Genomic DNA, 25454 nt, shown 5'->3' on the forward strand with positions numbered 1-25454 from the left:
CCCTAGGCGCACAACCGTTGGTTGTAGCCTGCGGCCTGGCGGTTGTTTGATCCCCGGTCACGGCGCCCGGTTTGATGGCTCCGAGTGTTTCCGCACGCGGATCGGTTGTGCGGGTGAGCGGTGAGAGGCGTCGGGCATGGGGAGCGGGCTGCGGCTGGGACGTCTGCTCGGGCAGCGTCTGGGGCCGCGGTTCGGGTGGCTGTGGGGAGCGTACGGGGCCAGTGCGCTCGGTACGTGGCTCGCCTTCGGCGCGTTCCCGCTGATCGCCGTCCGCGTACTGCACGCCGGACCGGCCGAGGTCGCCGCGCTCTCCTCCGTGGGGGCCGCGGTGGGCGCGGCGGTGGCGGTGCCGCTCGGCCCGTGGGTGGAGTTCCGCCGCAAGCGGCCGGTTCTGATCGCGACGGACCTGGCCCGGTGCGCGGCGCTGCTGTCGATCCCCGCCGCGTTCGCGCTCGGAGTGCTGACCTTCGTCCAGCTCCTGCTGGTCTCGGTCGCCGTCGCGGCGGCGGACATCACCTTCCGCGCCGCTTCCGGCGCCTACCTGAAGACGCTGCTGCCGGCCGAGCACCTGCTCGTCGCCAACTCCCGGTTCGAGTCCACCGCCTGGACGACCACGATCATCGGCCCGCCGCTGGGCGGCGCGGCGATCGGGCTCCTCGGCCCCGTGGCGACGGTGCTGGCCGACGCGGTCAGCTACCTGCTCTCGGCCCTGGGCATCCGCGCCACCGGCGGCGACGAGCCGCGACCCGAGCGCCGGGAGGCCGGGCGCCTGCGGGCCGGTGACCTGCTCGACGGCTGGCGGTACATCCTCGCCGACGCGACGCTGCGTCCGCTGTTCTTCAACACCGCCCTGTTCAACGGCCTGGTGATGGCCACCGAGCCGCTGCTCGCCGTCCTCATGCTCGGCCGGCTCGGGTTCGCACCGTGGCAGTACGGCCTCGCCTTCGCCGCGCCCTCGATCGGCGGACTGCTCGGCTCCCGGCTGGCCCGGCCGCTCGCCGCCCGGTTCGGGCAGCACCGCGTCCTGGTCGTGACGGGCTCGCTGCGCGCGGTCTGGTCCGTCGGCCCCGCCTTCCTGGGGCCGGGCACCGGAGGGCTGCTGCTGGTGATGGGCGTCGAACTCGGGCTCATCTTCTGCTGCGGGGTCTTCAACCCGGTCTACGCCACCTATCGCCTTCAGCGCACCGCGACCGACCGGGTCGCCCGCACACTGACCGCCTGGACGGTGACGACCAAGGCCTCGACCGCGCTGCTGACCGCCGTCTGGGGCGTACTGGGCAGCCTGCTCGGCCCGCGTACGGCCATCGGCGTGGCCGGCCTGCTCCTGCTGGCGACCCCGGCGCTGCTCCCCTTCAGCGCGGCAGCGCGCGCCGCCGATCCGGAGCCGGCGGCCAGCCGCGTCTGACGTGCCGCCACACGCCGCCCCATACATCCGGATATGTACGGCAACACACGGATCGCGTGGCAGCCTGTCCGTCGTCGGCATCGCCCCGCCCCGGAAGGTGAGCACCATGACCGCCCTGCATCACGAACACGCCTCCCACGCGCACGCCCACGGTCCCGACTGCGGGCACGCCGCCGTGCCGCACGGCGACCACGTCGACTACGCGCACGACGGGCACCTGCACCGGGAGCACTCCGGGCACTGGGACGAGTGCGAGGTTTCCGGCCATGTCATGCACGATGGGCACGACCACCAGCACGGCGAGGGGTGCGGGCACGCGCGCGTGCGCCACGGTGACCATGTCGACTACCTTCACGACGGTCACCGGCACGCCGAGCACGGCGGCCACTGGGACGACCACTGACCGGAACCGCCCCCTGACGGCTCCTTCGCGCACCGCGCGAGGGAGCCGTCGCCGTAAGGTGGCCCCGATCACGTTGGGCCTGCGCACTGGACGGCATACCGACCGGTCGGCATCATGAGTCGCGACCTTGTTCTCCCCTTCGTAGGAGCGACGCATGAGCCCCGATCACCCGCCCGGACTCGATCTCGACCGGCTGCGTGTCCTGCTCGAGCGTGAGCGGCCCGGTCTGATCGACGGCCCGCTGACCGGCCGGCTGATCGAGGGCGGGCGGTCGAATCTGACGTACGCCGTCTCCGACGGCACGTCGAAGTGGGTCGTACGGCGCCCTCCGCTCGGCCATGTCCTCGCCACCGCGCACGACATGAAGCGCGAGCACCGGGTGATCAGCGCGCTGCACCCGACGGACGTCCCGGTGCCGCGCCCGGTGCTGCTGTGCGAGGACGAGGAGGTGCTCGGGGCGCCGTTCTACGTCATGGACTTCGTCGAGGGCACCCCGTACCGCACCGCCGGCCAGCTCGCCCCGCTCGGCGAGAAGCGCACCCGCGACGCCGTGCTGTCCCTCGTCGACACCCTCGTCGAGCTGCACGCGGTCGACCCCGCCGAGGTGGGCCTCGCCGACTTCGGCCGCCCCGAGGGCTTCCTGGACCGCCAGCTGCGCCGCTGGGGCAAGCAGCTGGACGGCTCCCGCAACCGTGAGCTGGCCGGCATCGACGAGCTGCACTCCGCCCTCGGCCGCGCCCTGCCCGACTCCCCCGCGCCGACCGTCGTGCACGGCGACTACCGGCTGGACAACGTCCTCATCGGAGCCGACGACCAGATCAAGGCGATCCTCGACTGGGAGATGTCGACGCTGGGCGACCCGCTCACCGACCTCGGCCTGCTGGCGATGTACAGCATGCCGCTCGACACCCCCGACTCGCCGGTCTCCACCACCGCCGAGGCCCCCGGGCATCCGACTCCGGCCGAGCTGATCGAGCGGTACGCCGCGCGCTCGGGGCGCGACGTCTCGGACGTCTCCTGGTACACGGCGTTCGCCTGGTTCAAGCTCGCCGTGATCCTGGAGGGCATCCACTACCGGTACACGCTGGGCCAGACGGTGGGGCGCGGCTTCGACCGCATCGGCGACCTCGTCCCCGTCTTCATCGAGCACGGACTGACCACTCTTCAGGAAGGCTGACCGCTCATGGACTTCGCGTTCGACGCGCGCACCGAGGAACTGCGGCACAAGCTGCTCGCCTTCATGGACGAGTACGTCTACCCGGCCGAGGCGGTCGCCGAGGAGCAGCGGGCCGCGCTGGACTCACCCTGGGACACCCCGGCGGTGGTCGAGGAGCTGAAGGCCGAGGCGCGCAGGCAGGGCCTGTGGAACCTCTTCCTGCCGGACGCCGAGTACGGCGCCGGGCTCACCAACCTCCAGTACGCCCCGCTCGCCGAGATCACCGGCCGCTCCCCGCAGCTCGCGCCCACCGCGCTGAACTGCGCGGCGCCGGACACCGGCAACATGGAGGTGCTGGCGCAGTTCGGCACCGACGAGCAGAAGAAGCAGTGGCTGGAGCCGCTGCTGGCCGGTGAGATCCGCTCGGCGTTCGCCATGACCGAGCCGGAGGTGGCCTCCTCCGACGCCACGAACATCACCACGCACATCGAGCGGGACGGCGACGAGTACGTCATCACCGGCCGCAAGTGGTACATCTCCGGGGCGATGAACCCGGACTGCAAGATCTTCATCGTGATGGGCAAGACGGACCCGGACGGAGCGGACATCCGCCGCCAGCAGTCCATGGTCCTCGTCCCCCGCGACACCCCGGGCGTCACGGTCAAGCGCGCGATGCAGGTCTTCGGTTACGAGGACCACTGGCACGGCGGCCACGCCGAGGTCGTCTTCGACCACGCGCGCGTGCCGGTGTCGAACCTGATCGGTGAGGAGGGCGGCGGTTTCGCCATCGCCCAGGCCCGGCTCGGTCCCGGCCGGATCCACCACTGCATGCGGCTGATCGGCATGGCGGAGCGGGCGATCGAGCTGATGTGCCGCCGCGCGGTGTCCCGTACCGCCTTCGGCAAGGCGCTGGCCCAGCAGGGCGTGGTGCAGAACTGGATCGCGGACGCCCGGGTGACGGTCGAGCAGCTGCGGCTGCTGGTGCTGAAGACGGCCTGGCTGATGGACACGGTCGGCAACAAGGGCGCCCACACGGAGATCCAGGCCATCAAGATCGCCACCCCGCGCGCGGTGGTCGACATCCTCGACCGCGCGATCCAGCTGCACGGCGCGGGCGGCGTGAGCCAGGACTTCCCGCTGGCCGAGCTGTACGCCGGCGCCCGTACGCTGATGCTGGCCGACGGGCCGGACGAGGTGCACCAGCGCTCGCTGGCGCGGCGGGAGTTGAAGAAGTACCTGTGAGCAAGCATGTGTAAGGGGCGGTCGCCAATTGGCGACCGCCCCTTACACATGTCACCTCAGGGACGCAGCGCCCGCAGCAGCAGGTCGGCCAGGTGGTCGGCCACCTCCTGCGGGGTGAGCGGTCCGTCGGGGCGGTACCAGGTGGACAGGTGGTGCACGGAGCCGAAGTGGTAGTCCACGACCAGGTCCGCCGGGGTCGCCTTGGAGAAGACCCCCGCCTGCTGGCCCTCCTCGATGAGCGCGCGGAAGCGTTCGTGGTAGCGCCGGCGCTCGGCGCGGACCTGCTTGTTCTTCTCCGGGCTCAGATGGTGCATGGAGCGGAAGAAGATCGACGCGTCGTCGAGGTTCTCGATCGTGGTGACGACGACGTCGGCCGCGGCGGCGCGCAGCCGCTTCTCGACCGGCTCGTCGGCGTCCGCGACGGCGTCCAGCCGCTCCTGCTGGACGCGCAGCATGCGGGCGTACACCTCGTGCAGGAGGTCGTCCTTGGAGCCGAAGTAGTGGTACAGCGCGCCTTTGGTGACGCCGGCCGCCTCGACGATCTCCTGTACGGAGGTGCGGTCGTACCCCTGCTCGGCGAAGAGCCGGGTGGCGGCGGCGAGCAGCCGCTGCGGAACGGGGGTTCCGTCTCCGTCCGTGGTCCTGGGCACTGCCGCCACCTGCCTTTCCGTGATGCTCTGACTGTGCTGCCTACTGGCCGTTCCGTGCGCGGGAACGAAGTTCCCGACGGAGGATCTTCCCACTTGCCGTCTTCGGCAGGTCCGGCAGGATCTCCACCTGGCGCGGATACTTGTAGGCGGCCAGTCTCTCCTTGCAGTAGGCCGCGAGCGCCTCGGGGCCGGTCTCGGCGCCCGGCCGGAGGCTGATGAACGCCTTGACGGTCTCCCCGCGGTAGTCGTCGGGCACCCCGACGACGGCGGCCTCGCGCACCTCGGGGTGCGTGTAGAGGACGTCCTCGACCTCGCGCGGCCAGACCTTGAAGCCGGACGCGTTGATCATGTCCTTCTTGCGGTCGACGACGTACACCCAGCCCTGCGCGTCCATGAACCCGACGTCCCCGGTGCGCAGTTCGCCGCCGGGGAAGGTCTCGGCGGTGGCCTCGGGGCGGCGCCAGTAGCCGGGCACGACCTGCGGGCCGCGGACGGCGATCTCGCCCTGCTCGCCGAGCGGGACCTCCTCGCCCCGCTCGTCGAGGATGCGGACGACCGTGTCGGGTCCGGGCAGGCCGACGGCCAGGGTCCCGGAGGCCGGGTCGACGGGCGCCTCCAGCTGGCCCGGCGTGCTGGTGCACGGGCCGCTGCACTCGGTGAGCCCGTAGCCGTTGTGCAGGTACGGCCCGAAGCCCGCGCGGAACTTCTCCACGAGGGCGGGCGGTACGGGGGCGCCGCCCGAGGAGATGTTCACGAAGGAGGAGAAGTGCTCCGGGGTGACGCCCGGGTGGGCGGCGAGCGCCATGAACGCGGTGGAGGGGCCGACGGTGAAGTGCGGGCGGTGCTCGGCGAACGCGTCGAGGACCACGCCGGGTTCGAAGCGGTAGGTCAGCACCAGGGTGCCGGCGCTGTTAAGGCAGGCGGCGAACTGGCAGGCCATGCCGGTGATGTGGAACAGGGGCGCGAGGCCGTAGTAGACGGGCGCCTCGGGCAGGTCCATCCCGGTCCGCTGCCGCTCGGCGATGTACATGATGTTGCCGTGCGTGTTGGTGGCGCCCTTGGGGGTGCCGCTGGTGCCCGAGGTGTAGCTGATCAGGGCGAGGTCGGACGGGCGCGGGTCGCGGCCCTCCGGTGCCTTGCCGCCCCGCCGGGCGACGCTCACGAGGTCGTCGGCGTCGGGCGCCTGCGGCAGCCGCTCGAAGCCGAGTACGCGCGCGTCGTCGCGGCTCTGCAGGTCCAGTTCGCAGCCGGTGAGCACGATCCGCACCGGGGACTCGGCGGCCGTCTCGCGCAGGTACGACTCCCACGCGCGGTCGGAGCAGATCAGCCCGGCCACCTCGCCGTCCCGCAGGACGTGGGCGACCTCCCCCGACTTGTACATCGGGTTGACGGGGACGACGATGCCGCCCGCCTTCCAGACGCCGAGCACGGCGAGGACGAAGTGCGGGGAGTTCTGCAGCAGGACGGCGACCCGGTCGCCGCGCTCCAGGCCTCGCTCGACGAGGTGCGCGGCGACGGAGTCGCTCAGCTCGTCGGCCTCGCGGTAGCCGAGGGGGGTGTCGAAGTAGGTGACGAAGGCGCGGTCGGGAGTGGTGGCGGCCGCCCGGCGCAGGGCGTGGACGAGCGAGTCGACGGGCTCGACCGGGGCGCGCTGGGCGTCGCTGAGGAGGGCCAGCCAGGGCTTGGCCGCATAGGGCGACCCGGTCACCGGGCGGCCTCCCACTTCTGCTGGAGGTGGTTCATGCTGGTCAGCCAGCGGTCGGGGTCGGCGGCCCGCGCCTGGAAGTACTCGCCGGCCTCGGGGTGCGGCAGGATCAGGAAGCGGTCCTCGGCCATGCCCCGGAAGAGAGCCTCGGCGACGTCCTCCGGATCGATCGCGTCCGGCTTGAGGACGAGGTCGCCCACGCTGCCGGTGGCGTCCAGCATGTCGGTGCGCACGCCCTGCGGGCAGATCGCGTGCACCTTGAGCCCGCGGTGGCGGTACGTCAGCGACAGCCACTCCGCGAAGGAGTACGCGGCGTGCTTGGTGACGCTGTAGGGGGCGGCGCCGATCATGGTGAGCAGGCCGGCGGCGGAGACGGTGGAGACGAACCGGCCGCTGCCGCGCTCCAGCCAGTCCGGGACGAGCTCATGGGCCGCGCGCACATGGGCCATGACGTTGACGTCCCAGGCCAGCGCCCAGACCTTCTCCTTGGCCGCCTCGGTGCCGCCGGAGCCCACGCCCGCGTTGGCGCAGTACACGTCCACCGTTCCGCCGAGCGCCTCGCGGGCCTCGGAGACGATCACGGAGGCGTCGCCCGGTACCGCGATGCCGCCGATCTCCTCGGCGACCGCCTTGGCCTTGTCGGCGTCCAGGTCGTTGACGACGACCCGGGCGCCCTCGGCGGCGAACCTGCGGGCCAGTGCGGCGCCGATGCCGCCTCCCGCTCCGGTGACGACCACTCCCGCATCCCGCACGGCTTCCACCATCGGTCTCCTTCGGCACGACTTCGGTACCCGGCGCATCCGTTCCGCCGCCTGTGACGCGCGTCAGACTAACCGGTCGGTATGCCCCGCGGAAGGGGCTTCCCCGGCGAGCCCCGTCGGGTTCGTTCCGTTCCGCGCGGGCGCGCGCTAGCGTGCGTGGGCATGACACCGGTCGCGATCACGGAGGTCACCGCATGAAGCTGTCCAGACGAGGCCTGCTCCACGTCAGCGCCGCGGCCGCCGCCGTCGCGGCGACCTCCGTCCCGGCGGGGGCCACCGGGCAGGACGGAGCCGGGCAGAGCGGCAACGGGCCGCGCGGCAACGGCCTGCGCACCGGCTTCGAGCACCTCGCCGCGGACGGGTACGCCCGGCTCGACGGCCAGCGCGTCGGCATCGTCACCAACCCCACCGGCGTCACCCGCGACGTGCGCCACATCGTCGACGTCATGCACGCGGATCCGCGGGTGAACCTGACGGCCGTCTTCGGCCCCGAGCACGGCTTCCGCGGCACCGCGCAGGCGGGCGGCTCCGAGGGCCGCTACGACGACCCGGCGACCGGACTGCCGGTCTACGACACGTACTTGAAGAGCGGCAGCGCGCTCGCCGACATCTTCACCGCCTCCGGCGTGGACACCGTCGTCTTCGACATCCAGGACGCGGGCGCCCGCTTCTACACGTACATCTGGACCCTGTACGACTGCATGGAGGCGGCGGCGCTCGCGGGCAAGCGGTTCGTCGTGCTGGACCGGCCGAACCCGGTGACCGGGCGCGCGGCCCTCGGGCCCGTGCTGCACAAGGAGTTCGCCACGTTCGTCGGACGGCAGCCCATCGCGCAGGCGCACGGGATGACGGTCGCGGAGCTGGCGCGGCTGTACAACGGGGAGTTCCTGAGCAGGCCGGTGCCGCTGGAGACGGTGCTGATGACGGGCTGGAAGCGGTCGGATTTCTTCGACGCCTCGGGGCTGCCCTGGGTGCCGCCGAGCCCCAACATGCCCACTCCGGACACGGCGTTGGTGTACTCGGGGACCTGTCTGTTCGAGGGGACCAACCTGTCCGAGGGGCGCGGCACGACCCGGCCCTTCGAACTCCTGGGCGCCGACGGCATCGACGGCCGCTGGGCGGAGGCGGCCAATGAACTCGCGCTGCCCGGCGTGCGGTTCAGGGAGGCGTACTTCGCGCCCACCTTCTCCAAGTTCCAGGGCAAGACCGTCGGCGGCGTGCAGATCCATGTGCACGACCGGGCCGCGTACGATCCCGTGCGCACCGGCATCGCGCTGCTGGCGACGGCGAGGAAGACCTGGAGCGGTTTCGCCTGGCGGTCGGACAACTGGATCGACAAGCTCACCGGGTCCACGCAGGTCAGGACGATGCTCGACGCGGGCGCGGCCCCGGACGAGGTGGTGGCCGCCTGGCAGGACGAGCTGAACGCGTTCCGGCGGGTGCGGAAGGAATATCTGCTCTACAACTAACTCGTCCGCTGGAGCCACGTCGTGGCGTATGGCCAACCTTGCCCAGCAGCGGGACGATGCGTCCGTATCGCACCGCTTCGGGGGACGAGAGGGCCGCCATGACTGATCCTGGGATGAGCGTGACTCCCTACTGGGAGCTGACCTTCGACGCGGACGGGGACGCCGACGGCCGGGCACGCGACCGGCTGCTGGGCGAGGTCACGGAGCACGGCGTCCGTGACCTCCTCGTCTTCGCGCACGGCTGGAACAACGACCGTTCGGGGGCGAGATCCCTCTACCACCGCTTCTTCGCGCCCGTCCCCGGACTCGCCCCGAAGGCCCGCATCGGCTACGCGGGCGTGGTCTGGCCGTCGATGCGCTTCAGCGACGAGCCGATCCCCGACTTCCCCAAGTCCGTGGCGGCCCGGGCGGCCGAGGACGCGCCGCACCCGGCGCTCGACAAGGACACCCGGCAGGCCCTGCTGGAGACCTTCCCCGGGCGGTCCACGGTGGTCGAGCAGCTCGCCCGGATGCTGGACGAGCGGCACACCGACGCGGCCGAACTGGCGGAGTTCGGGCGGCTGGTGCGGGTGCTGGTCGAGGTCGATCCGGACGGACCGCAGCCGCACTTCGCCGCGGACACCGCCGCCGACGGGGTGCCGCAGGACGAGCCCGCCCTGTTCAGCCAGGACACCGCCGCGCTCTGCGAGGAGTTCGCGCGGGCGCTCGCCGGTCCGCGCTCGGCTGACTTCTCGCTGCCCAACCCCTGGGACGGCGCGCGCGAACTGCTGCGGCAGGCGACGTACTACGCGATGAAGCGGCGCGCCGGCACCGTCGGCGAGCGCGGACTCGGGCCGCTCGTCGGGCGGTTGGCCAAGGCCGCGCCGGGCGTGCGGGTGCATCTGGTGGGCCACAGCTTCGGCGGGCGGCTGGTGTCGTTCGCGCTGCGCGGACTGCCCGACGGTGTCCGCACGGTGAAGTCGGTGACGCTGCTCCAAGGGGCCTTCTCCCACTACGCGTTCGCCCCGCGACTGCCGCACGACCCGCGCGCGGGCGGTGTCCTCCATGGCCGACAGCGGCGCATCGACGGCCCGTTGGTGTGCTGCCACTCGCACCACGACTCCTCGCTCGGCACCTTCTATCCGCTGGCCTCGCGGATGGCCGACGACGACCGTTCGGCCTCGGGCGTGGACCTCGGGCACCTGCCGGGCACCCGGTGGGGCGCGATGGGCTACGACGGGATGCAGGCGGTGCCGGGAACTGCCGCGCTGACGCTCGCCGAGGCGCTCGCCGGCGGGCTGCCCGCGTCGGGCTGCGCGAACGTCGACGCGGCGGCGGTCGTCCGGCGCGGGGATCCGCCGACGGGCGCGCACAGCGACATCCTGCACCCGGAGCTGGCACGCGTGGTGCTGGCGGCGGGCCGTATCGCGTGACCCGCCGCCATGACTGCCGTACCGGAGCCCGTGCTCACCTCACCGGTGCGACGTGAACTCCACCACCTGCTGGTAGGTCGGCCGGTTCTGCCAGCTGATCGCGCCGTGCCTGATGCCGCCCAGGGCGCGCTGGACGATCGAGTCGGCGCACCACTGGTCGCCCGCCGCGCACTGGTCGTCACCGGGGTACACCTGCGCGGCGGTCCGGCCGGCGGCCTGCTTGAGCGTGCCGATCAGCACGTCCCGGCAGGAGCCGAGGCTGCCGCCGCCGCAGTACGTCGCGGCGAGCGGCCCCTTGACGGGCTCCCCGAGCACCGCCCGGATGTCCTTGTCGACATAGCTCCACCAGCCGTACTGGAAGGAGCTTCCGGCGTGCGCGCCGGTCGGGCCGTGCCCGGCGTACGGGGCCTCGTCGACGGGCAGGCTGGCGGTGAACGCGGCGTACAGGTCGCTGCCGAGGCCGGGTTCGAACTCGGCCTTGACCAGCAGCGGCCACCACGCGTCCAGGATCCGGATCGCGTCGGCGTCGGCGTACCGCTTCGAACCGGCCGACGTCTCCGTGCGCTGGGCGCCCGCCGTCAGCCAGGTGCGCAACTTGCCCACCGCCGCCGCGGCCGCGGGGTCGGTGACCGGCGCGCTGTCGATCACCTTCAGCAGGCCGGGCAGCACGTCCTCGGCGCGCAGGTCGGCGAGCGCCGCGTCCGCCATCACCTTGACGAGGGACGAGCGGGTCACGCCGCCGGCCTGGACCAGCTTCCGCACCCGGTCGTCCAGGAGGTCGCCGCGGTGCACGGAACCCTCGCCCCAGGGCGCGGCCGTGTAGTCCTCGGCCTGCTTGTTGTTCCAGGAGATGTAGTAGTCCTGGTCGGTGGAGTGGGGGTGCTCGGCGGGCGGGGTGTGGTCGGCGGTGTGGGTCGCCGGGTCCCAGCCCTTCCAGTCGTACGCCGGCTGCCCCCACACCGGGAAATCGGCGTCGACGCCGCTCGCGCGTACCGGGTTGTCACCGCTGTTGTAGTAGGCGGTGTGCGCGGAGTCGGCGTAGAACCAGTTGAAGGTGTAGTTGATGTGCTGCACCGCGCTCTGGAAGCTCTGTGCGTCCTTGGTGTGGTCCGGGTCGTTCAGCATCTGGAAGCCGATGATCGAGTCGACCTCGTGCTGGTAGGAGGAGCGCAGCGTGGTGTAGGCGACCCGCTTGCCGCCGACGGTCGCCCGGTACTGCACCGGCCCGTACTCGGTGCGCCAGACGCGCATCGTGTACGAGCCCGCCGCGGTGCCGTCGGCCACGGTGGGCTTCCAGGCGTTGCGCTGCTCGACGGGGTCCATGGCCGTGCAGGTGCCGCGGTACAGGTAGTGGTGGTCGTCCTGGCACAGCTCGACGGTGTAGGTGTCGATGACGTCCTGCCCGGAGGTCGTCGCGCTCCAGGCGTAGTCCTGGCCGCGGCCGAGTTCGACGTACATGCTCAGACCCGCGAAGGAGGCGCCGCGGGCGCTGATGCCCGGGCCCTGGATCTCCTGGAGCATGAGCAGCTGGGGCGCGAAGTAGCCGGTCTGCGGGCCGAAGACGGCGACGGGGTGACCGCTCGCGGTGTGCTCGCCGCTCACCACCAGGGCGTTGGACATACCGCGCCGGGCCGAGCTCAGGGTCGCCTTGGCGGCCGCGGCGGAGGTGGCGGTCGCGGTCGACGTGGCCGCCGCGCCGGTGCGGTCGTGGACCAGCGGCTCCTGGGTGACCGAGCCCGCGTCAGGCAGGGCCCGGCCCTGGGGGCTGTCCGGCCTGGTGGCGTACGGGAAGCTCTCGCCCTCGTGGACGGTGAGGACGGCCTCGGGGTCGTTGCGCTCGCGGAAGGACTCCCAGACCCGGGTGCCCTCCTCGACGCCGTACTTGGACTGGGCGGCGACGAGGGAGAGCGCGTTGCCCACCTCGCCGCCCCCGCCGGAGCCGAACAGCGAGCCGACGACGGAGGCGAGCGCCACCAGGTCGGTGACCTTGAAGCGGTCGATGGTGCCCGCGTTGGTGAGGGCGTCCTTGTGACCGGTGAGGACGTACTCGCCGGGAAAGTAACGGCCCTTGTCGGAGGCGTCGATATAGGCGTTGACGCCGTCGAGGTAGGCGGTGACATCGGCGAGGGCCTGCCGGCCCCGGTCCCCGTTCGTGGCCACGGTGCGGTCGATCTGCGCCTGGAGCTCGGCCTCGGTGTAGGGGGCGTTGCGGTAGAACTCCTGCTCCAGGCCCTGGTTGGCGGGCGCGCCGCCCGCGAAGGAGGTCAACTGGCCGCGGCCGACGTGCCGGAAGACGTCCATCAGCCACAGCCGGTCCTCGGCGGCCGCGTACCCGGCGCCGAACTCGGTGCCGTAGCGGGTGGTGCCGGTGATGTGCGGCACGCCGGTCTTCTTGTCGCGGACGATCGTCACGTCGCCGCGGCCGGCGGGCTTCTCCGAGGAGGCGACCTGGTCGGAAGGGACGCCGAACGACGCGTCGTTGAAGAACGTGTTGATCTTGGCGTCCGTGAGCGTGGTGTGTCCGGTGGCGAGGTCGGCGTACGGGCCGAGCTGGTCCTCGGCGTGGGCGGGCTGGATGCCGAGCGACTGGTTGAGGAGGATCTCGGCGAGGGTCGCGTTGCCGTTCTCGCCGGGCGGCAGGATGTCCGCGCACTGCCCGCCGCAGTGGTCGGTGGCCGCGGACGTCACGGTGACGTCCGCGGCCACCGCCTGCGTGAGCGGGGTGAGAAGACCCGCGATCAGCACGCAGACGGACGCCGTCTTCAGGAACCTGGGAAGTCTGCCGGGAGTTCTCGGTCTGTGGGGCAACGCGATGTGTGGGGTACGCGGTTGCATGGCGGCTCCTCGCGACAGGGGTGGGCCGGAGGCTACTGCCGGTAAGGCGGAGAGTGAAGGTGAACATGCGTCACTTTTTCGAAGCCGGGACGTTCCGCCCGGGTTCCACCCGAGGGGCGGCCCGGCGGGTCAACCCGGTGTCCGTTATGGGAGGGCATCGGAAATCGGATGGAGCCGAATCGCCGGTCGGCACGTCTATTCGGCGAGGTCGCTCCGACGACTTCGTACGGCGCCGTCGCGTGCGGCGCCGAAGTGACCGAGGAACAACTGCAGATGTGACGGAGGTGCAGGGCAATGGCCGGTTTCCGCAGTCTGGCGAGACAGGTGCGCGATCCGCGGTGCGATCTGGCGCTGCGACGCTACTCGCTGCGCAAATGCCTTGAACGGTTCGCTCCTTATGGCCACCGGGCGACCTGGGACCATCTGTGCTCCCGGGCCGGGTTCGGCCCCGAGGACCGCTCTCCCGATCCAGTGCGTCTCGTGGCCGCACTGGAGGAGCTGGAGGAGGCGCGGGCCGTCTGGCTGACCTATGAGGCCCAGTTCGCCGAGCGTCGCAGGAAGGAGAAGCACGACGGGCTGCGCCGCCCGGGGAGCGTGGACGACTGGCACCGCCTGACCTGGGGCGGCTTCGGGGTCGCCTGGTGCGACGACCCCCGCGTCCATCCCGATGAACCACTGGCCGAGGTGCTGCGGCGGCTGATAGCCGCTCTGGAGCGCGACCCGGGTTCGACCTGCCCGGCGTGCGGCGGGGAGCGCCTCGTCTGGACGTACGACCTCGACCACGAGCCCTCGACGGGGCCGGTCTGCGCGGACTGCGGCATTCTCGTGCCACGGCCCGTGCTCACCGCCGAGGCCCTGGCCTGTGCCCGGCGCGGACGGCTGCTCATGTCCGCCTGATCATGCGGGGGGTGCGCCGGGGATGCCGCGCCCCCTGTCCTGAGCCCGTCAGTCGACTCAGCGGGTGTTCCAGTAGGGATGCGCCCAGCGCTCGTCGTAGGGCAGCGCGAGCAGTTCGGCGCGGGTCGCCAGATCCGGCTCGCCGCAGTCGTGCAGACGGGCGGCGCCCTCTCCGGCCAGCCAGCTCCGCAGCTCGGCGACACCGGCTTCCTCGGCGTCGTTCCACCACCACCAGAACGGGGAGTTGTCCGAGAGCAGGTCGTAGAGCCAGGCGTCGGCGCAGCTGACGAGGTGGACGTCGGCTACAGGACCGCGACTCCACGTGTCGAGGAACGGCGTCACGGTCCGGGCGATCGCGGCGCAGGTCTCGAAGACCTCGTGGACCTCGTACGGCGGCTCGGGCGTGGCGAGGACCTCCTGCCACCACGCCCGCACGAACGCGTCGAGGGCAGCGGCCTGTTCGGCCGGCCAGGACCGCCAGACCGCCTGCGCCAGCCCGTGGGCGCCCCACCCGATCCCGTCCAGGGTGCCGTCGGCCATGGCGTGCGCGGCCTGGGGCAGCAGGCGGCGCATCGCGGCGGCGTGGTCGATGAAGTGGTCCGACCCCTTGAAGACGTACTTTCGCAGGACGTCCGGGGGCACTCGCGTGTACGGCGTGCGCAGATACGCGGTCTCCTCGGGCAGGTCACAGCGGCCGCAGCCGGTCTCACCGGGGCTGTCGAAGCCGTTGAAGACGGTGTCGATGCCGGCGAGGGCGGCGGCAAGCGCGGGCGAACGCATGGGAGTCGGTCCCGTCAGGACTCCGTGCGCGGCGCGGTGCGCCGGCCGAAGAGCGCGACGCTAGCAGGAGCCCGAGGGACCGGTCAGGCGGATTTTCCGGTGCCGGGCCGCTCTCCCCCGGGTTCCACCATCAGCCGCGAGCCCGCCCCCCGTTCGCCGAAGACGTCGTCCGGGTTGGACAGGACGCAGCCGCTCAGGGAGAGGCAGCCGCATCCGATGCAGTCGGTGAGGTGGTCGCGCAGGCGGTTCAGCTGCTTGATGCGCTCGTCCAGTTCGGAGCGCCAGGCCTCCGAGAGGCGGGCCCAGTCCGCACGGGTGGGGGTGCGCTCCTCGGGGAGCTGGGCGAGGGCGTCGCGGATCGTGGCCAGGGGAATGCCGACGCGCTGTGCGGCCCGGATGAAGGCGACGCGGCGCAGGGTGTCGCGGGTGTAGCGGCGCTGGTTGCCGGAGGTGCGTCGGCTGCTGATCAGGCCCTTGGCCTCGTAGAAGTGCAGTGCGGAGACGGCGGCTCCGCTGCGCGCGGACAACTGGCCGACGGTCAGCTCGTGGATCTTCTCGGGAATCTGGGGCACCCCTCCGAGCCTACCGATGCGCGTCGGCGCACTCCTGCCCCGGTCCGTTGACATCGCCCTCCCGCCCGACCATGCTAAGCAGTTGCTTAGACACGCGAGTGGCACACGAGTGACACGCGAGCGAGAGGCCGGGAACATGGCAGAACCGAGGACCTTCACCTCCGCCGACGAGCTGAAGGCGGCCGTGGGCGAGCAGCTGGGGTACACCGACTGGTTGGAGGTCGACCAGAAGCGGATCGACCTCTTCGCGGAGGCCACCGGCGATCACCAGTGGATCCACATCGATCCTGAGAAGGCGGCCGCGGGACCGTTCGGGACGACCATCGCGCACGGCTATCTGACCCTGTCGCTGCTGCCCCTGTTCGGCCCGCAGCTGATCGCGGTCGAGGGGGTGCGGATGGGCGTCAACTACGGCACCAACAAGGTCCGTTTCCCCTCCCCCGTCCCGGTCGGCTCGCGACTGCGCGCCACGGCGCGGATCACCGGCGTCGAGGACGTCGCGGGCGGTGTGCAGCTGACGCTCGCCTTCACCGTGGAGCGCGAGGGCGGCGACAAGCCGGTGTGCGTGGCGGAGTCGGTGTCCCGGTACTACCTGTGACCGTGAGGACGGCCGGCACCGCGCCTCGCCCGTGACCGCGAGGGCGGCCGGCACCGCGCCTCGCCCGTGACCGCGAGGGCGGCCGGCACCGCGCGCCGCCCATGACCGCGAGGGCGGTCCGCACCGCGCGCCGCCCGTGACCGTGAGGACGGCCGGCACCGCGCCTCGCCCGTGACCGCGAGGGCGGTCCGCACCGCGCGCCACCCGTGACCGCAGGCGCGGCCTACTTCGCGCCCACCATCCGCAGTACGAGGTCGGCGTAGAGCGCGCCGACCTCCTCGGGCGTACGGGGGCCGTCCACGTTGAACCAGCGGGCGACGTCGATGCACAGGGACAGCACGGCGACCGTCGTGCCCTGCACGTCCAGGACGTCGAACTCGCCGTCGGCCACGCCCTCCTCGATGATCCCGCGCACCTCGGCGTCGACCTGGCGGCGCAGCGCGAGGATCTCGGCGCGTGCGTCCGGGCCGAGCGCGTCCAGTTCGTACTGCACGACCCGCGCGGTGGTCCGCCGCCCGGCGTGCCAGCGGACGAAGGAGCTGACGGCGTCGGCGAGCCGTTCCTTCGCGCTGCCGTCGCCCCGGGCCGCGGTCTGGAGGATCTCCAGCGCCCGGTCGTGGCCGATCCGGCTGATGCGGTGGAGCAGCTCTTCCTTGGTCTTGTAGTGGATGTAGAGCGCGGCGGGGCTCATGCCCGCGCGGCCCGCGATGTCGCGGGTCGTGGTGGCGTGGTAGCCGCGTTCGGCGAAGGCCTCCACGGCGGCCACCAGCAGCCGCCGGGCCGCGTCAGGGGTGACCTCCTCCCACGGCTCGACCTCGCCGCCGGCCGTCTCCTCCGCCGTACTCATCGCTCGCTCGCCCCTCTCGGTGACAGGAACACCACCATACCGCCGAAGGTGAGCGGGCGCTTAGTCTCGCCGCTCGACGGGGTACGCCGCTCAGTCCCGGCGCTCGACGGGGTACGCCGGTCCGGCCTCCTGGCGGTCCCGGACCACCTTGGCCAGGGTGAAGGCGGAGGTGACGAGGTAGAGGGCCGCGATGGCGAGGAAAGCGCGCACCCAGGCGTCGGCGCTGAGGCGGTAGATGCCGATGGCGGTCGCCGCCATGGCGACGGAGAAGGACGCGACGGCCTGGCCGTAGAAGGCGCCCGTGTTCTGCTGCTTGAGACGTGTCTCGCTCATGGGACCAGCTTCGGCGGACGTGACTGCGGCCACATCCGCCGAACTACTCAGGCGCCTACTCAGAACGCCGGCGCGCCCGTGCTCAGAACGCCGAGACCCCGGTCAGCGCCCGCCCGATGAGCAGCTTCTGGATCTGGCTGGTGCCCTCGTAGAGGGTCATCACACGGGCGTCGCGCAGGAGTTTGCCCGCCGGGTACTCGTCGATGTAGCCGTAACCGCCGTAGACCTGGAGGGCGTTGTTGGCGGCGCGGACGGCGGCCTCGGAGGCGAAGAGCTTGGCCTTGGAGGACTCGGTGGCGAACGGCAGTCCGCGGTCGATCAGGTCGGCGACCCGCCAGGTCAGCAGCCGGGCCGCGTCCACGTCGACCGCGATGTCGCTGAGCAGTTCCTGGACGAGCTGGTGGTGGGCGATGGACTTGCCGAACTGCTCGCGCTCGCCCGCGTACCCGACGGCCGCGTCGAGTGCGGCCTGGGCTATGCCGACGCAGCCCGCCGCCACCGACATCCGCCCCTTGGCGAGCGCGGACATGGCGACGGAGAAGCCCTTGCCCTCCGGCCCGAGCATCGCCGAGGCCGGGACGCGTACATCCTGAAGGGCCAGCTCGGCCGTCGCCTGGCCGCGCAGGCCGAGCTTGCCGTGGACGGTGCGGCGGGTGAGACCGGGGGTGTCGGTGGGGACGAGGAAGGCGGAGACGCCGTGGTGGCCCGGGGCGTCGGTGGAGCGGGCGAACAGCAGGACCACGTCGGCCCAGGTGCCGTTGGTGATGAACATCTTGGCGCCGTTGATGACGTAGTCGTCGCCGTCGCGCACGGCCCGGGTGGTGAGGTTGCCGGCATCCGATCCGGTGCCCGGTTCGGTGAGGCCGAAGCAGCCGACGTACTCGCCGGAGGTCAGCCGCGGCAGCCAGTGCCGCTTCTGCCGCTCGTCGCCCCATGCGGCGATGGTCTTGGCGACGAGGCCGAGGGAGACGGACACGATCCCGCGCACCGAGGAGTCACCGCGCCCGAGTTCCTCGGTGACGAGGCAGTACGCGAGATGGTCGCCGCCGGAGCCGCCGTACTCCTCGTCGACGGTGAGCCCGAGGAAGCCGACCTCGCCGAGCTTCTTCACGATGCCCCGGTCCACTTCCTCCGCGCGGTCCCAGGCGATGACGTTCGGGGCGATCTCGCGTTCCACGAAGTCCCGGGCGAGCTGCCGGACGGCGGCCTGCTCCTCGCTGAGCCCCAGGTTCACGACGAGATCACCTCACACCAGATAGACCTTGAAAGCCGGGCATTTAAATTAGCACTGCTAGTTTCCATTCGGCAGCCCTACTATGTGCGCCATGGCCCGACCGCGCAAGCCCCTCCTCAGTACCGACCGCATCGTCAGGGCGGCGCGGGAACTCGTGGACGCCGAGGGCCTCGCCGCGGTCTCGACGCGCCGGCTCGCCGCCGAGCTGGGCGTGAGCGGGCCCTCGCTGTACAACCACTTCCGCACCAAGGACGAGATCCTGGAGGCGGTCGCCGACTCGGTCAGCGCCCGGGTCGACCTGTCGATGTTCGACGGCGGCCGCGACTGGCGGACCGCGCTGCACGACTGGGCCGTCTCCTACCGGACGGCCCTGCGCGCCCACCCCAACATCGTCCCGGTCCTCGCGCGCGGCCCGGGGCGCCGCCCCGCCGCGCTGCGCCTGGCCGACGCGGTCTACGGCGCGATGGTGGACGCGGGCTGGCCGCCGGCGCAGGCCACGTCCATCGGCGCGCTGATGCGGTACTTCATCATGGGCTCGGCGCTCGGCTCGTTCGCCGGAGGCTTCGTGGACGACGCGAGCGCCTACGACCCCGCCGACTACCCCCACCTCGGCCAGGCCCACCTCCTCGCCGAGCAGCAGGAGAAGATCGACGAGCGGGCGTTCGAGACGGGACTGAGGGCGCTCCTGGACGGCCTGTCGCAGCAGTACGAGCAGATGGCGCGGCCCGCCTAGCATCGACGCCGACCCTTCGGCCGCGACCGAAGTGTCCGTGCTCCATCCTGGAACGCATGAGGAGCACCAAGAACCCTCAGGCCGCGGGCCTCGCCTCGCTCGCCGGTCTGGTCGCCGACGAGACGCGTGCCGCGTGTCTGCTGGCGCTGCTCGACGGGCGGGCGTGGACCGCCGGTGAGCTGGCCCGGCACGCCGGGGTCGCCGCGTCGACGCTGAGCGAGCACCTGGGCAAGCTGGTGGCGGGCGGGCTGCTCGCCGAGGAGCGGCAGGGGCGGCACCGGTACGTCCGGCTGGCGAACACCCAGGTCGCCCAGCTGATCGAGGACCTCGCCGGGCAGGTCGCCCCGGGCGGCGGGACCGGACGCCCGCGCTCCTTGCGGGAGTCGAGCGCCGGGTCCGCCATGGCCCGCGGCCGCACCTGCTACGACCATCTCGCCGGGCGGCTCGGGATCGCGGTCACGGACGCGCTGACCGAGCGTGAACTGCTCCGTCAGGACACGGGGTTCGCGCTCACGGACGCGGGGCTGGAGTGGTTCGCCGCCCAGGGGATCGCCCTCGCCCGCACCGGCCGGCGCCCACTCGCCCGAGCCTGCCTCGACTGGACCGAACGCCGTCCCCACCTCGCGGGGATCGCGGGTGCGGCACTGTGCCGCCACGCCCTGGACACGGGCTGGTGCGTGCGTATCGGTTCCGAGCGCGCCGTGAAGGTGACACCGGCGGGCGAGCGGGCGCTGTCCGAACTGCTGGGCATCGGAGCCGGTTCGCTGCGCTGACGCGCGCGGGACCGGCGTACGGCGTCTCGATCACCCCGTCCGAAATCCGCGAGCCCCGGGCCCCCTTCCCCTCCTAACCTCAGGAGCATGATGAACGCCTCCCCGTCCCGACCCGAGCCGCGTGCCGCCGCCGCGGCCTGCGTCACCGTGGTGCTGTGGGCCTCCGCCTTCGTGTCCATCCGCAGCGCGGGAAGCGCCTACTCGCCCGGTGCGCTGGCGCTCGGCCGGCTGCTGGCGGGGGTGCTGGCACTGGGGGTGATCTGGCTCGTACGGCGCGAGGGGTGGCCGCCGCGGGGGGCCTGGCGCGGGATCGCGATATCCGGGGTGCTGTGGTTCGGGTTCTACATGGTCGCGCTCAACTGGGGCGAGCAGCAGGTGGACGCGGGGACGGCCGCCCTCGTCGTGAACGTGGGCCCGCTGCTGATCGCCCTGCTCGGGGCCCGGCTGCTCGGTGATCCGATGCCGCCGCGGCTGCTGGCGGGGATGGCGGTGTCGTTCGCCGGCGCGGTGACCGTGGGGCTGTCGATGTCGGCCGGAGGCGGTGGCTCCTCGGTGCTCGGGGTGGTGCTGTGCCTGCTCGCGGCGGGCGCCTACGCGGGCGGGGTCGTCGCGCAGAAGCCCGCCCTCGCCCGGGGCAGCGCGCTCCAAGTGACGACGTTCGGCTGCCTCGTGGGCGCCGTGGCCTGTCTGCCGTTCGCCGGTCAGCTGGTCCACGAGGCCACCCGGGCACCTCTGTCCGCGACGCTCAACATGGTGTACCTCGGCGTCTTCCCGACCGCGCTCGCGTTCACCACCTGGGCCTACGCCCTCGCCCGGACGACCGCGAGCCGCATGGGCGCGACCACCTACGCCGTGCCCGCGCTGGTCGTCCTGATGTCGTGGCTGGCGCTCGGCGAGGTGCCGGGGCTGCTCACGCTGGCGGGCGGTGCGCTGTGCCTGGCGGGGGTGGCGGTGTCGCGGTCCCGGGCGCGGGCCTCCCAGGCCGCGGCGCCGGAGGCCGTGGTCGACGTGGCTCCGGAGCCGCGGGCCGAGAAGGCGGCCGACTCAGCGTGAACGGGCCCTGTTCGACAGGACCTTGATGGACGCCAGGGCGATGACCGAGAGCACGAGGATGTAGCCGGACACCGCCATCGAGGTGCCCGTCGCCTCCAGCAGCAGCACCATCACGAAGGGCGCGAGGCCGCCGCCGAACACGGCCGCGATCTGGTAGCCGAGGGAGGCGCCGGTGTAGCGCATCTCCGGCGTGAACAGCTCGGCGAACAGGGCGGCTTGGGGGCCGTACATGATGCTGAGGAAGGCGCTGGCGACGAACGTGGCGACCGCCAGCCACAGCAGCGAGCCTGTGTCGATCAGCAGGAACATCGGTACGGCCCACACCGCGATCCCGGTCGCGCCGAGGGCGTAGATCCGGATGCGGCCGATGCGGTCGGACAGGGCGGCCGCCGCCGGGATGAGGGCGAGCTGGGTGATGCTGACGCACAGCGAGACGGTGAGGACGGCGCTACGCTCCATCCCGAGGTCGCGGGTCGTGTAGTCCAGCACGCCGGTGATGAGGATGTAGAACGTCGCCGTGTTCACGGCGAAGGACCCGCCCGCGAGGAACACCGTGCCGAGGTGATCGCGCAGGATCGTGCGCAGCGGTGAGGTCTGCTCGCTCTTCTCCTGTTCAGCCAACGCCCGTTCGGCTGCCCGGAATTCGGGGGTCTCCTCGACGCGGGTGTGGATGTAGCGGGCGAGCGCGAGGACGAACAGGCCGACGACGAACGGGATGCGCCAGCCCCAGACGGCGAACGCGGAGTCGCTGGTGAACGCCCCGGCCAGCAGGAAGACCGAGTTCGCGGTCACCACGCCGATGGGGACGCCGAGTTGGACGAGGCTGCCGTAGACACCGCGCTTGCCCTCGGGGGCGTACTCGGTGGCCAGCAGCATGGCGCCGCCCCACTGGGCCCCGACCGCGATGCCCTGCACGACGCGCAGGACGACGAGCAGGACCGGCGCGGCGACACCGATCGTGGCGTACGTCGGCAGCAGGCCGATGCCGGTGGTGGCCAGGCCCATGAGCGTGAGCGCGAGGACCAGCATGGGCTTGCGGCCGTGCTTGTCGCCGAGGTGACCGGCGATGATGCCGCCGATCGGACGGGCGAGGAAGCCGACGGCGAAGGTGGCGAAGGAGGCCAGGACCCCGGCGGCGGGGCTGCCGGACGGGAAGTAGAGGCCGCCGAGAACGAGGGCGGCGGCGATGCCGAAGACGAAGTAGTCGTACCACTCGACGGCCGAGGCGAGCGCGGCGGCGGTGGCGACCCGGCGGCGGTTGCGGTCGGCCGGGGAGGAGGGGGTGGCGAGCGGCTGAGCGGAAGGTGCCGTGTCCATGCGTGCACACTCCGGGGGTCCGGGGACGGGCGGGGACGGGAGCGGGGGGCGGCTCGGGTTCCGGGAACGTACTGACCGGACGGTATGAGCGTCAACGGGTTGCGCAGCAGCAGTTTTTACCTGTACGTGGCATCGAAAAGGCGTGGGCGGGCATGCCGAGGGCCCCGGCCGCGCGGGGGCGACCGGGGTGAGTCGGGGGACGGGGTTAGAACACCACCAGCGCGCGGCCGCCCTTGCCCGCCAGCATGTTGTCGAAGGCCGCCGGGATGCCGTCCAGGGCGATGCGTTCGGTGACCATGGCGCCGAGGTCGAGGCGGCCGGAGCGCACGTGGTCGGCCAGGACGGGGAGGTCCCTCGCCGGGTCGGAGTTGCCGTACACGCAGCCGGACAGGGTGCGGCCCCAGTGGAAGATCTCCAGGGCGTTGAAGGTGACCTGCTGGTCCTTGCCACCGATGCCGACGACCGTGGTGCGGCCGCCGCGCCGGGTGGACTCCCAGGCCGTACGGATGGTGACGGCGCGGCCCACGCACTCGACGGCCACGTCGACGCCCTGCTTGCCGGTGAGGCCGCGGATCTCGCGGGCCGTGTCCTCGGAGGCGATCACGAAGTCGGTGGCGCCCGCTCCGCGCGCCAGCTCCTCCTTCTCCGGGGAGACATCGACCGCGACGATCTTCGAGGCGCCCGCGATCCGAGCGGACTGGAGGGCGGCGAGCCCGACGCCGCCGACGCCGAACACGGCCACCGTCTCCCCGGGCTGGACCCGCGCCGAGTGGTGGACGGCGCCGTAGCCGGTGAGGACGGCGCAGCCGAGGAGGGCGGCGTCGGTCAGCGGGACGCCCGAGGGGGCGGGGAGCACGCAGGACGCGGCGACGACCGTCTCCTCGGCGAACGCGGCGACGTTCAGGCCGGGGTGGAGGTCAGCGCCGTCGGAGCTGCGGTGGGCGTAGACGTCGGCGGCTCCGTTGAGCGCGTTGGCGCAGAGCCAGACCTCGCCGAGCTCGCAGGCGTGGCAACGCCCGCATGCGGGAGCCCAGTTGAGGACGACCTCGTCGCCGGGCGCGACGTGGGTGACGCCCTCGCCGACGGCGACGACGGTGCCGGCGCCCTCGTGGCCGAGGACGGCCGGGACGGGCACCCGCATGGTGCCGTTGGACAGGGACAGGTCGGAGTGGCAGACCCCGGCGGCGGCGAGGCGCACCCGGACCTGGCCCGGGCCCGGCTCGGGCAGGTCGATCGCGGTGATCTCCAGGGGAGCGCCGATGGCGGGCAGGACGGCGGCACGTACGGCCATGACTCGGAACTCCCTTAGAACTGGAGGGACTTGGTCTGGAGGTACTCGGCGAGTCCGTGCGCGCCGAGCTCGCGGCCGACGCCGGACTGCTTGTAACCGCCGAAGGGGGCGAGGGGGTTGAAGCGGCCGCCGTTGATGTCGACCTGGCCGGTGTCCATACGGCGGGCGAAGGCCACGGCCTCCGCCTCGTCGCCCGCCCAGACGGCGCCCGCGAGGCCGTAGACGGTGCCGTTGGCGATGCGCAGGGCGTCCTCCTCGTCCTCGTAGCGGAGGATCGTGAGGACCGGGCCGAAGATCTCCTCCTGCGCGATCGTCATCTCGGGGGTGACGTCGGCGAAGACGGTGGGGCTGACGAACCAGCCCTTGTCGCGCGGGGATTCGGGGCCGCCCGCCACCAGGCGCGCACCTTCCTCGACGCCCTTCTCGATGTAGCCGCGCACCCGCTCCTGCTGCCGGGCGCTGACCACCGGTCCGATGCGCTCGCCGTACTTCGCGGCGGCCGCGACGGCCAGCTCCACGGCCTCGTCGTACTGGTCGGTGTGCACGAGCATGCGCGTCCAGGCGCTGCACGTCTGACCGGAGTTGGACATCACGTTGGCCACGCCGACGCCCACCGCCTTGGCGAGGTCGGCGCTCGGCAGGATGACGTTGGCGGACTTGCCGCCGAGTTCGAGGGCGACCCGCTTGACGGCACCGCCCGCGACGGCGCCGATCCGCTTGCCGACGGCGGTCGAGCCGGTGAAGGAGACCAGGTCGACGTCCGGGTGCTCGGCGAGCGCCTGGCCCGCGACCGGTCCGAGACCGGTGACCAGGTTGAACACACCGGCGGGCAGGCCCGCTTCGTCGGCCGCCTCCGCGAACAGCTGGGCCGTGAGCGGGGTGTTCTCGGCCGGCTTCAGCACGACCGTGCAGCCCGCGGCCAGCGCCGGGGCGACCTTGGCGACGATCTGGTGGAGCGGGTAGTTCCAGGGGGTGATCGCGCCGACCACGCCGACCGGCTCCTGGTGGACGACCGAGTTGCCGACCTTCTCCTCGAAGGGGAGGGTCGCGGCGAGTTCGGCGTACGAGCCCGCGACGGCGATCGGCACACCGGCGTGGACCAGCTGCGAGAACGGCAGCGGCGAGCCGAGTTCGGCGGTGACCGTCTCGGCGATCTCGTCCTTGCGGGCGGCGAGGACGTCCCGCAGGGCCGCCAGGCGTGCGGCCCGTGCGGCGGGCGGGGTGGCGGCCCAGGCCGGGAGGGCGGCACGGGCGGCGCGTACGGCGGTGTCGACGTCGGCCGCGTCACCGGCTGGGACCCGGCCGATGACCTGCTCGTCGACCGGGTTCACGACCTCGATCACGCCCTCGCCTGCGGCGGGGCGCCAGGCGCCGTCGATGTACAGGCCGTCGTGTGCCTTCATGGTGCTTCCTCCCGGCGGGGCTGCGTCGTCCGGCTCACAAACTAGCGACGTTAGTTTTCTCGCGCCAGGGGTGTCCGGGGCCGGGTGGCGAGGTCAGGGCACCCAGGTCTCAGAAGTCGGCCTGCGCCTGCTCGTCCACCCGGCCCACCGCCTCCTGGGCGAAGGCCGTCCGGTACGCGGCGCGGATCTCCTCGATCCTCCGGTCGCTGACGTCCGCTGCCGCCACCGGATACAGCAGGATCAGCTCGTAGGACCGCTCCTTCTCGATGACGCCGTGCGCGTCCCGCCACTGCCCGCGCCCGCTCTGCACGGTGAGCCCGTCGGGGAAGCCCGGCGTGACCTCCCGGTCGACGAAGTTCGTGAACTGCCGCTCGCTGACGGCCGGTCCGCCGTCCGGGCGGGCGGTTCCGAAGAACAGATGCGTCTCGACGTACGGGTTCCCGCGCCGCGGGACGTCGCCGCCGAGGGTGCCGTACGCGGCGGGCGCGGCGGCCAGCAGCAGCCCGGCGGCGGCGAACGCGACGCGAGCGGGGGTGAGGTGTGTGCGCATACGTCCTGCCTAGCGGGCCGGGATCGCCGGCCACG

The 25454-nt window shown here is 72.3% G+C and carries 24 protein-coding genes; 11 read left to right on the plus strand and 13 right to left on the minus strand.

The window, feature by feature from the left end; translation table 11 throughout:
* The first annotated feature begins 136 nt into the window (after window positions 1-136).
* The 4 genes from QFZ74_RS06140 to QFZ74_RS06155 all read left to right on the plus strand — a co-directional run bounded on the left by QFZ74_RS06140 (window position 137) and on the right by QFZ74_RS06155 (window position 4206).
* Window positions 137-1405, plus strand: a complete 1269-nt coding sequence (locus QFZ74_RS06140; protein WP_307619756.1) for an MFS transporter — start codon at window positions 137-139, stop codon at window positions 1403-1405.
* 106 nt (window positions 1406-1511) lie between these two features.
* Window positions 1512-1808 carry a hypothetical protein gene (locus QFZ74_RS06145; RefSeq protein ID WP_307619757.1) on the plus strand — a complete coding sequence of 99 codons (297 nt, stop codon included), beginning with the start codon at window positions 1512-1514 and terminating at the stop codon, window positions 1806-1808.
* Window positions 1809-1962: 154 nt separating this feature from the next.
* Window positions 1963-2985: a phosphotransferase family protein gene (locus QFZ74_RS06150; RefSeq protein WP_307619758.1), complete on the plus strand. Its 1023-nt coding sequence runs from the start codon at window positions 1963-1965 to the stop codon at window positions 2983-2985.
* A gap of 6 nt (window positions 2986-2991) precedes the next feature.
* A complete protein-coding gene (locus tag QFZ74_RS06155) occupies window positions 2992-4206 on the plus strand; it encodes an acyl-CoA dehydrogenase (protein ID WP_307619759.1) in 1215 nt (404 codons plus the stop codon).
* A gap of 56 nt (window positions 4207-4262) precedes the next feature.
* On the opposite strand, the gene QFZ74_RS06160 is transcribed toward QFZ74_RS06155, so the two are convergent.
* The 3 genes from QFZ74_RS06160 to QFZ74_RS06170 are packed head-to-tail and all read right to left on the minus strand — an operon-like array spanning window position 4263 to window position 7325.
* The gene (locus tag QFZ74_RS06160; RefSeq protein WP_307619760.1) at window positions 4263-4856 is read right to left on the minus strand and encodes a TetR/AcrR family transcriptional regulator; all 594 of its coding nucleotides are present in this window, start codon (window positions 4854-4856) and stop codon (window positions 4263-4265) included.
* 40 nt (window positions 4857-4896) lie between these two features.
* Window positions 4897-6564, minus strand: a complete 1668-nt coding sequence (locus QFZ74_RS06165; protein ID WP_307619761.1) for a class I adenylate-forming enzyme family protein — start codon at window positions 6562-6564, stop codon at window positions 4897-4899.
* Window positions 6561-7325, minus strand: coding sequence for an SDR family oxidoreductase (locus tag QFZ74_RS06170; protein ID WP_307619762.1), 765 nt, complete (start codon window positions 7323-7325; stop codon window positions 6561-6563). The genes QFZ74_RS06165 and QFZ74_RS06170 overlap by 4 nt, the downstream gene beginning before the upstream one ends.
* A 191-nt stretch (window positions 7326-7516) precedes the next feature.
* Between QFZ74_RS06170 and QFZ74_RS06175 the strand changes: the two genes are divergently transcribed.
* The gene (locus QFZ74_RS06175; protein WP_307619763.1) at window positions 7517-8791 is read left to right on the plus strand and encodes a DUF1343 domain-containing protein; all 1275 of its coding nucleotides are present in this window, start codon (window positions 7517-7519) and stop codon (window positions 8789-8791) included.
* A 98-nt stretch (window positions 8792-8889) separates the two neighbouring features.
* Window positions 8890-10203 (plus strand): serine-threonine protein kinase, encoded by a 1314-nt coding sequence (locus QFZ74_RS06180; protein ID WP_307619764.1) that lies wholly within the window; start codon window positions 8890-8892, stop codon window positions 10201-10203.
* Between the two features lie 39 nt (window positions 10204-10242).
* On the opposite strand, the gene QFZ74_RS06185 is transcribed toward QFZ74_RS06180, so the two are convergent.
* Window positions 10243-13038 (minus strand): penicillin acylase family protein, encoded by a 2796-nt coding sequence (locus QFZ74_RS06185; RefSeq protein WP_307619765.1) that lies wholly within the window; start codon window positions 13036-13038, stop codon window positions 10243-10245.
* 294 nt (window positions 13039-13332) lie between these two features.
* Here QFZ74_RS06185 and QFZ74_RS06190 point away from each other — a divergent pair, with 294 nt between their 5' ends.
* A complete protein-coding gene (locus QFZ74_RS06190) occupies window positions 13333-13935 on the plus strand; it encodes a hypothetical protein (protein ID WP_307619766.1) in 603 nt (200 codons plus the stop codon).
* Between the two features lie 57 nt (window positions 13936-13992).
* Here the strand turns inward: QFZ74_RS06190 and QFZ74_RS06195 are convergent, their stop codons facing one another.
* Both QFZ74_RS06195 and soxR read right to left on the minus strand, forming a co-directional pair.
* Window positions 13993-14715, minus strand: coding sequence for a hypothetical protein (locus QFZ74_RS06195; protein WP_307619767.1), 723 nt, complete (start codon window positions 14713-14715; stop codon window positions 13993-13995).
* An 83-nt stretch (window positions 14716-14798) separates the two neighbouring features.
* Entirely contained in the window at window positions 14799-15287 is a 489-nt protein-coding gene (gene soxR, locus QFZ74_RS06200) for a redox-sensitive transcriptional activator SoxR (protein ID WP_307619768.1), read from the minus strand.
* 136 nt (window positions 15288-15423) lie between these two features.
* Between soxR and QFZ74_RS06205 the strand changes: the two genes are divergently transcribed.
* Complete coding sequence (locus tag QFZ74_RS06205) at window positions 15424-15885, plus strand: MaoC family dehydratase (RefSeq protein ID WP_307619769.1); 462 nt, start codon at window positions 15424-15426, stop codon at window positions 15883-15885.
* A gap of 223 nt (window positions 15886-16108) precedes the next feature.
* Here the strand turns inward: QFZ74_RS06205 and QFZ74_RS06210 are convergent, their stop codons facing one another.
* The 3 genes from QFZ74_RS06210 to QFZ74_RS06220 all read right to left on the minus strand — a co-directional run bounded on the left by QFZ74_RS06210 (window position 16109) and on the right by QFZ74_RS06220 (window position 18299).
* The gene (locus QFZ74_RS06210; protein ID WP_307619770.1) at window positions 16109-16732 is read right to left on the minus strand and encodes a TetR/AcrR family transcriptional regulator; all 624 of its coding nucleotides are present in this window, start codon (window positions 16730-16732) and stop codon (window positions 16109-16111) included.
* Between the two features lie 90 nt (window positions 16733-16822).
* Window positions 16823-17065, minus strand: coding sequence for a YiaA/YiaB family inner membrane protein (locus tag QFZ74_RS06215; protein WP_307619771.1), 243 nt, complete (start codon window positions 17063-17065; stop codon window positions 16823-16825).
* An 82-nt stretch (window positions 17066-17147) separates the two neighbouring features.
* Entirely contained in the window at window positions 17148-18299 is a 1152-nt protein-coding gene (locus QFZ74_RS06220; RefSeq protein WP_307619772.1) for an acyl-CoA dehydrogenase family protein, read from the minus strand.
* Between the two features lie 91 nt (window positions 18300-18390).
* On the opposite strand from QFZ74_RS06220, the gene QFZ74_RS06225 reads away from it, so the two are divergent.
* The 3 genes from QFZ74_RS06225 to QFZ74_RS06235 all read left to right on the plus strand — a co-directional run bounded on the left by QFZ74_RS06225 (window position 18391) and on the right by QFZ74_RS06235 (window position 20858).
* Complete coding sequence (locus QFZ74_RS06225; protein ID WP_307619773.1) at window positions 18391-19032, plus strand: TetR/AcrR family transcriptional regulator; 642 nt, start codon at window positions 18391-18393, stop codon at window positions 19030-19032.
* A gap of 56 nt (window positions 19033-19088) precedes the next feature.
* The gene (locus QFZ74_RS06230; protein WP_307619774.1) at window positions 19089-19805 is read left to right on the plus strand and encodes a helix-turn-helix transcriptional regulator; all 717 of its coding nucleotides are present in this window, start codon (window positions 19089-19091) and stop codon (window positions 19803-19805) included.
* A gap of 90 nt (window positions 19806-19895) precedes the next feature.
* Window positions 19896-20858, plus strand: a complete 963-nt coding sequence (locus tag QFZ74_RS06235; protein ID WP_307624056.1) for a DMT family transporter — start codon at window positions 19896-19898, stop codon at window positions 20856-20858.
* Here the strand turns inward: QFZ74_RS06235 and QFZ74_RS06240 are convergent.
* The 4 genes from QFZ74_RS06240 to QFZ74_RS06255 form a co-directional block, all read right to left on the minus strand.
* Entirely contained in the window at window positions 20850-22175 is a 1326-nt protein-coding gene (locus tag QFZ74_RS06240) for an MFS transporter (protein WP_307619775.1), read from the minus strand. The two genes, QFZ74_RS06235 and QFZ74_RS06240, sit on opposite strands and share 9 nt — an antisense overlap.
* Window positions 22176-22380: 205 nt before the next feature.
* Window positions 22381-23466: a Zn-dependent alcohol dehydrogenase gene (locus tag QFZ74_RS06245; protein ID WP_307619776.1), complete on the minus strand. Its 1086-nt coding sequence runs from the start codon at window positions 23464-23466 to the stop codon at window positions 22381-22383.
* A gap of 14 nt (window positions 23467-23480) precedes the next feature.
* Window positions 23481-24869: an aldehyde dehydrogenase family protein gene (locus QFZ74_RS06250; protein ID WP_307619777.1), complete on the minus strand. Its 1389-nt coding sequence runs from the start codon at window positions 24867-24869 to the stop codon at window positions 23481-23483.
* 109 nt (window positions 24870-24978) lie between these two features.
* On the minus strand, window positions 24979-25419 hold the full coding sequence (locus QFZ74_RS06255) for a DUF3574 domain-containing protein (protein WP_307619778.1): 441 nt from the start codon (window positions 25417-25419) through the stop codon (window positions 24979-24981).
* Between the last annotated feature and the right edge of the window lie 35 nt (window positions 25420-25454).

Origin of the sequence: Streptomyces sp. V3I7, assembly GCF_030817495.1 — a bacterium.
In the GTDB taxonomy this organism is placed as follows: Bacteria; Actinomycetota; Actinomycetes; order Streptomycetales; family Streptomycetaceae; genus Streptomyces.